Genomic DNA, 5,459 nt, shown 5'->3' on the forward strand with positions numbered 1-5,459 from the left:
TACTCTCTGAATCAGAGAGTATTTTTATTTTTGCGCTGTAACAAAATCAACGTTTTTATTACTAATAGGAACCAAAATAAATTTAATAATGAAAAAAATAATTCTTACACTAGCATTGGTAGGCATGTTCTGGAGTTGTAAACCAACTCAAACTTCTGTAAAAAATGAAGTTGATGTTACCATTGACCTAGTAAATGTAAAAGATGATAAAGTAATGGTAACGACTGTCCCTCCGACCATTACAACTGAAACAGTTACGTTTCATATCCCTAAAACTGTTCCGGGAACTTATTCTGAAGATGATTACGGAAGATTCATCGAAGGATTTAAAGCTTTTGATGCTAAAGGAAACACACTTAGTGTAAGCAAAATCGACGAAAACTCATATACTATTTCTGATGCTAAAAAATTAGCCAAAATAACGTATTGGGTAAATGACACATTTGATACTGAGACCGGAGCCGGTTTCGGAAACTCTGAAGATGTGTTTTCACCTGCCGGAACTAACATCAAAGCCGGAGAGAATTTCATGCTTAACACGCATGGCTTTGTGGGCTATTTCGATGAAAAAACAGAAACTCCTTATAAATTAGTGGTACAACATCCGGATAATTTATTAGGTGTATCTGCTATGAATGATGCAGACAACAGCGACACTTCTGACTTGTTCACTACTACTCGTTATGCCAGCTTAGTAGAAAATCCGATCATGTACTCTAAACCTGATTTTACAGAATTTATGGTTGATGACATGAAGATTATCATTAGTGTATATTCTCCGACAGGAAAATACACTGCTAAAGACATTACACCTAACATGGAAAACATGATGAAAGCACAAAAACGTTTCTTAGGTAAAATGAATACGACTAAGAAATATGCGATCTTATTGTACCTGTCAGATGTAAGAGCACAAGATGCTAAAGGATTCGGTGCATTAGAACACCCGACATCTACTACTGTTGTAATGCCGGAAATGATGGGATTGGAAATGTTACAGGAACAATTAAAAGATGTTGTATCCCACGAATTCTTCCACATCGTAACTCCTTTAACGGTTCATTCAAACGAAATTCAATACTTCGACTTCAACCAACCGCAAATGTCAGAGCACTTATGGATGTATGAAGGAGTAACAGAATACTTTGCTAACTTGTTTCAAGTGAACCAAGGTTTAATTACAGAAGATGAATTCTTTGAAAGAATGTCTCAAAAAATTCTTCAATCCAAACAAATGGATGATAAAATGAGTTTTACTAAAATGAGTAAAAACGTTTTTGAACAACCTTATAAAGATCAATATATAAATGTTTACCAAAAAGGGGCTTTAATTGCTATGTGCGTTGATATTATCATTCGCGAAAAAAGCAATGGTGAAAGAGGTATTTTAGACCTTATGAACAAACTCTCTAAAGAGTATGGAACTACTAAAGCTTTTAAAGACAACGAACTGTTTGCTAAAATAACAGCTTTAACGTATCCTGAAGTAGGTGCTTTCTTAAACAAATACGTAGCCGGAGAAACTCCGATACCTTATGATGAGTATTTTGCAAAAATGGGAGTTACCGAAGCTACTTTGCAAATTGACGGAAACCCTTTCTTAAAAGGACAAGTTCCATATATCACTGTTGATCCGTCAACAAAAGAGATCAAAATCTTACCGAATATTGAGCTGAATGCTTTCATGACCTCTTTAGGTATTAAAAACGGAGATATCATTAAAGCAGTTGATGGTAAAGAATATAACCTTGACAATGTATACGATCTTGTTTTAGGCAGTATGAACTGGAAAGATGGCGACGACATTGCCGTTACGATCAAAAGAGACGGAAAAGAACAAGTTCTAAAAGGCAAAATTACTTTACCTAAAGAAAGTAAAGAAGGATATCAGGTAACTGACGAAAGCAAAAAAGCATTACGTGAAGCTTGGTTAAAAGGATAAAACTAAAATTTATTCTAACATATAAATCCTCAAAGTACTCAGTATTTTGAGGATTTTTTCTTTTATTTGTGCCAAAATAACACAAAATGCATAATCCACCTTTCTTTACTGATGATACAATAGTTTTCGGAATTCTAATGTTTCTTATAGGATTAGTTTTCTATACTTCCTCAAAAGAAGAAGGCTTCTGGAAAAAATTCTACAGCATTGTTCCGGCTTTATTACTATGCTATTTGTTACCCGCGTTTTTTAGTTCGTTCCACATTATTTCCCCCGAATGGACAGAACCGGATTCCAAAGGCGAAATAGTAACTAAAAGCTCAAAAATTTACTTTGTTGCCAGTCGTTACTTACTACCGGCAGCTTTAGTGCTGATGACAATCAGCATTGACTTAAAAGCCTTACTAAACTTGGGTCCGAAGGCCTTAATTATATTTCTGGCAGGAACTATAGGGATCATTCTAGGCGGTCCTGTAGCCATTTTGATCGTTTCAGCTTTTTCACCTGAAACTGTAGGAGGTCAGGGTTTTGATGCCGTTTGGAGGGGATTATCTACTTTGGCTGGTAGCTGGATAGGCGGCGGTGCCAATCAGGCAGCTATGCTTGAAATATTCAAATACAACCAACAAAAATATGGTGCCATGGTCTTGGTTGACATTGTTGTTGCTAATATCGGAATGGCTGCCTTACTTTATGGTATTGGCAAAAAAGAAGTCATCAACAAATGGCTGAAAGCCGACAATTCTTCTATTCAGGAATTACAAGATAAAGTTTCGAGCTATCAGGAAAGTGTTAAACGAAACCCCACACTGACCGATTACATGATAATTGCGGCAATAGCCTTTACCTCAGTCGGATTGGCACATTGGGGTTCAAAAGTGTTAGCCGATTTTTTCAACACTCATTTTGAAACGGTTCGCGACCCAAAAAGCTTTGCCTCTACATTCGGTGGCACCTTCTTTTGGATGATTACTATTGCTACTATACTGGGTATTGCTTTGTCTTTTTCTCCCCTAAAAAAATATGAAGGAGCCGGAGCCAGCAAAATAGGAAGTATTTTTATTTATATATTAGTAGCTTCAATCGGAATGAAGATGGATCTGTTTGCTGTATTAGAAAATCCGGGGTTAATTATGGTAGGAATCCTTTGGATGGCCATTCACTTTTTAATTATTTTTATAGTGGCTAAACTTATCAGAGCACCTTATTTCTTTATAGCTGTCGGAAGTCAGGCCAATGTAGGAGGCGCCGCTTCAGCACCGGTTGTCGCATCGGCTTTTCATCCGTCACTCGCAAGTGTTGGTGTTCTATTAGCCATTTTTGGCTATATTGCCGGAACATACGGAGCTATTCTTTGTACTTATTTAATGGAAATTGTATCACCTCAATAATTTGTTTATCTCATATATGAAAAAAGTTATTCTTTTCGGATTAGGTCTATTGGCTTTCGTTGCCTGCAACAAACAAGAACAAAACGGTAATGTTCATCTTACAGGTGATATAAAAGGTTTAAGCCAGGGAAAATTATTCATTAAAAAACTTCAAGACACTACTTTAGTTACTATTGATAGTATCAATTTTAAAGGAAATTCTAATTTTGATACGGCTTTTGATCTGGAATCACCTGAAGTAATTTATTTATTTCTGGATCGCGGTCAAACCAATTCTATAGACAACAGTCTGGCTGTTTTTGCTGAACCCGGAAACATTACCATCAATACTTCTTTAAACGAATTCTATAGAAGTGCGAAAGTAAAAGGTTCTAAAAACCATGATCTATGGAAAAAATTTGATTCCTTAAATTCTAAATTTACAGATGCTAATCTGGAATTGATTACTAAGAGACTTCAAAACGAAATCGATTTTAATCAAAAAACACACGATAGCATTGAAGATGCTTACCAAAAACTATTGGTTCGCAAATACCGCTACGTAGCTAATTTTGCCGCAACTCATGGTGACTATGAAATAGCGCCTTATTTAGCGTTAACTGAAATACCGGATATTGCTTTACCTTATTTAGATACAGTTGCTAAAAAAATGACTCCGAAAGTAGCTGAGTCTAAATATGGTAAATTTTTAAAAGAACATATTGAAGAACGTAAAAAATCAGAACAATAAATAACAAGAGGCTTTTGCCTCTTTTTTTATTTCTTCGTAAATTTGAGGAACTACTTATTTTTACAAGCTATTCCCGTTAGGGAAAACACTTCATTCGTAAATTAATTTACAACAAATAAGAACTATGGAATTCAGAAAACTAGGAGAAACAGATTTAGCCGTTTCTGCAATTACTTTTGGAGCATGGGCTGCCGGAGGATGGATGTGGGGCAAAACCGAACATAACGATGCTGTCGAAGCAATTAAAGCTGCTTATGATCTAGGCGTAACCTCTATTGATACGGCTCCCATTTACGGGCAGGGAACCAGTGAAGAAATCGTTGGAGAAGCTATAAAAGGAATTGCCCGTGACAAAGTACAGATTCTGACAAAATTCGGAATGCGCTGGGATCTGGCTAAAGGAGATTTCGCTTTTAAAAGTCAAAAGAACAACGGTGAACCTATTGCCATTTATAAATACGCCGGAAAAGAAAGTGTTATCAAAGAATGTGAAGACAGTTTGAAAAGGCTGGGTACTGATTATATTGACCTGTACCAAATACACTGGCCGGAAAGCACAACACCTATCACAGAAACTTTTGAAGCCGTAGAACGTTTAATTGAACAAGGAAAAATACGTTATGCCGGGGTATGCAATTACACTGCTGCGCAAATGGCTGAAGCTGAAAAAGTCGTTAAATTAGCATCCAATCAAATTCCATTCAGTATGGTAAATCGTGATGTGGAAGAAGAAACTGTACCCTATTGCATAGAACACAATAAATCCGTTTTAGCTTATAGTCCGTTAGAAAGAGGTTTACTAACCGGAAAAATGAAACCCGGTTATCAGTTTCAAGAAGGGGATCACAGGGCTCAAAACAAGTTTTTCACAGATGAAAGTATTACTAAAACTAATGCTTTTTTAGCGAAAATAAAACCTCTAGCTGATGAGAAAGGCGCTACTTTAGCCCAATTGGTCTTACGTTGGACCATAGAACGCCCGGGAATCACTATTGCATTAGCCGGAGCCAGAAATGCGGAACAATCCGTTCAAAACGCAAAAGCGATTACTATTAAACTTACTACTGAGGAAATTGCTTTTATCAATAAGGAATTAGAACAAGCCGGTTTATAAAAATGGTTTGTTTACAGTATAAAAAAAGGAAAGCATTTACTTTCCTTTTTTTTGATTTGATAGAGTAACTTTTCTTTCTTTTTTTCCAAAAAAAAGAGAAAACAAAAGTTTTCTCTTTTTAAGAGCCGATGGAGGGACTCGAACCCACGACCTGCTGATTACAAATCAGCTGCTCTAGCCAGCTGAGCTACACCGGCATTTAAAATTCACGTTATCACTGATGTCCCGTGAACTTTATTGCGGTGCAAATATAAATCTGTTTTTTACATTTGCAAAAAAAAA

At 36.2% G+C, this 5,459-nt stretch carries 4 protein-coding genes and 1 tRNA gene; 4 read left to right on the forward strand and 1 reads right to left on the reverse strand.

Annotated elements, in window-relative coordinates; genetic code table 11:
• Window positions 1-88 precede the first annotated feature (88 nt).
• From NHF50_RS03625 to NHF50_RS03640, 4 genes are all read left to right on the forward strand, one after another.
• Window positions 89-1,942 (forward strand): peptidase M61, encoded by a 1,854-nt coding sequence (locus tag NHF50_RS03625; RefSeq protein WP_252775095.1) that lies wholly within the window; start codon window positions 89-91, stop codon window positions 1,940-1,942.
• An 86-nt stretch (window positions 1,943-2,028) separates the two neighbouring features.
• Window positions 2,029-3,333, forward strand: a complete 1,305-nt coding sequence (locus NHF50_RS03630; RefSeq protein WP_252775096.1) for a DUF819 domain-containing protein — start codon at window positions 2,029-2,031, stop codon at window positions 3,331-3,333.
• 16 nt (window positions 3,334-3,349) lie between these two features.
• Complete coding sequence (locus NHF50_RS03635) at window positions 3,350-4,063, forward strand: DUF4369 domain-containing protein (protein ID WP_109568388.1); 714 nt, start codon at window positions 3,350-3,352, stop codon at window positions 4,061-4,063.
• A 124-nt stretch (window positions 4,064-4,187) separates the two neighbouring features.
• Window positions 4,188-5,177, forward strand: a complete 990-nt coding sequence (locus NHF50_RS03640) for an aldo/keto reductase (RefSeq protein ID WP_252775097.1) — start codon at window positions 4,188-4,190, stop codon at window positions 5,175-5,177.
• Between the two features lie 123 nt (window positions 5,178-5,300).
• On the opposite strand, the gene NHF50_RS03645 is transcribed toward NHF50_RS03640, so the two are convergent.
• A tRNA-Thr gene (locus tag NHF50_RS03645) sits at window positions 5,301-5,374 on the reverse strand.
• Window positions 5,375-5,459: the final 85 nt, after the last annotated feature.

It is taken from the genome of Flavobacterium sp. NRK F10, from assembly GCF_024054235.1.
Classification (GTDB): Bacteria; Bacteroidota; Bacteroidia; order Flavobacteriales; family Flavobacteriaceae; genus Flavobacterium; species Flavobacterium sediminis.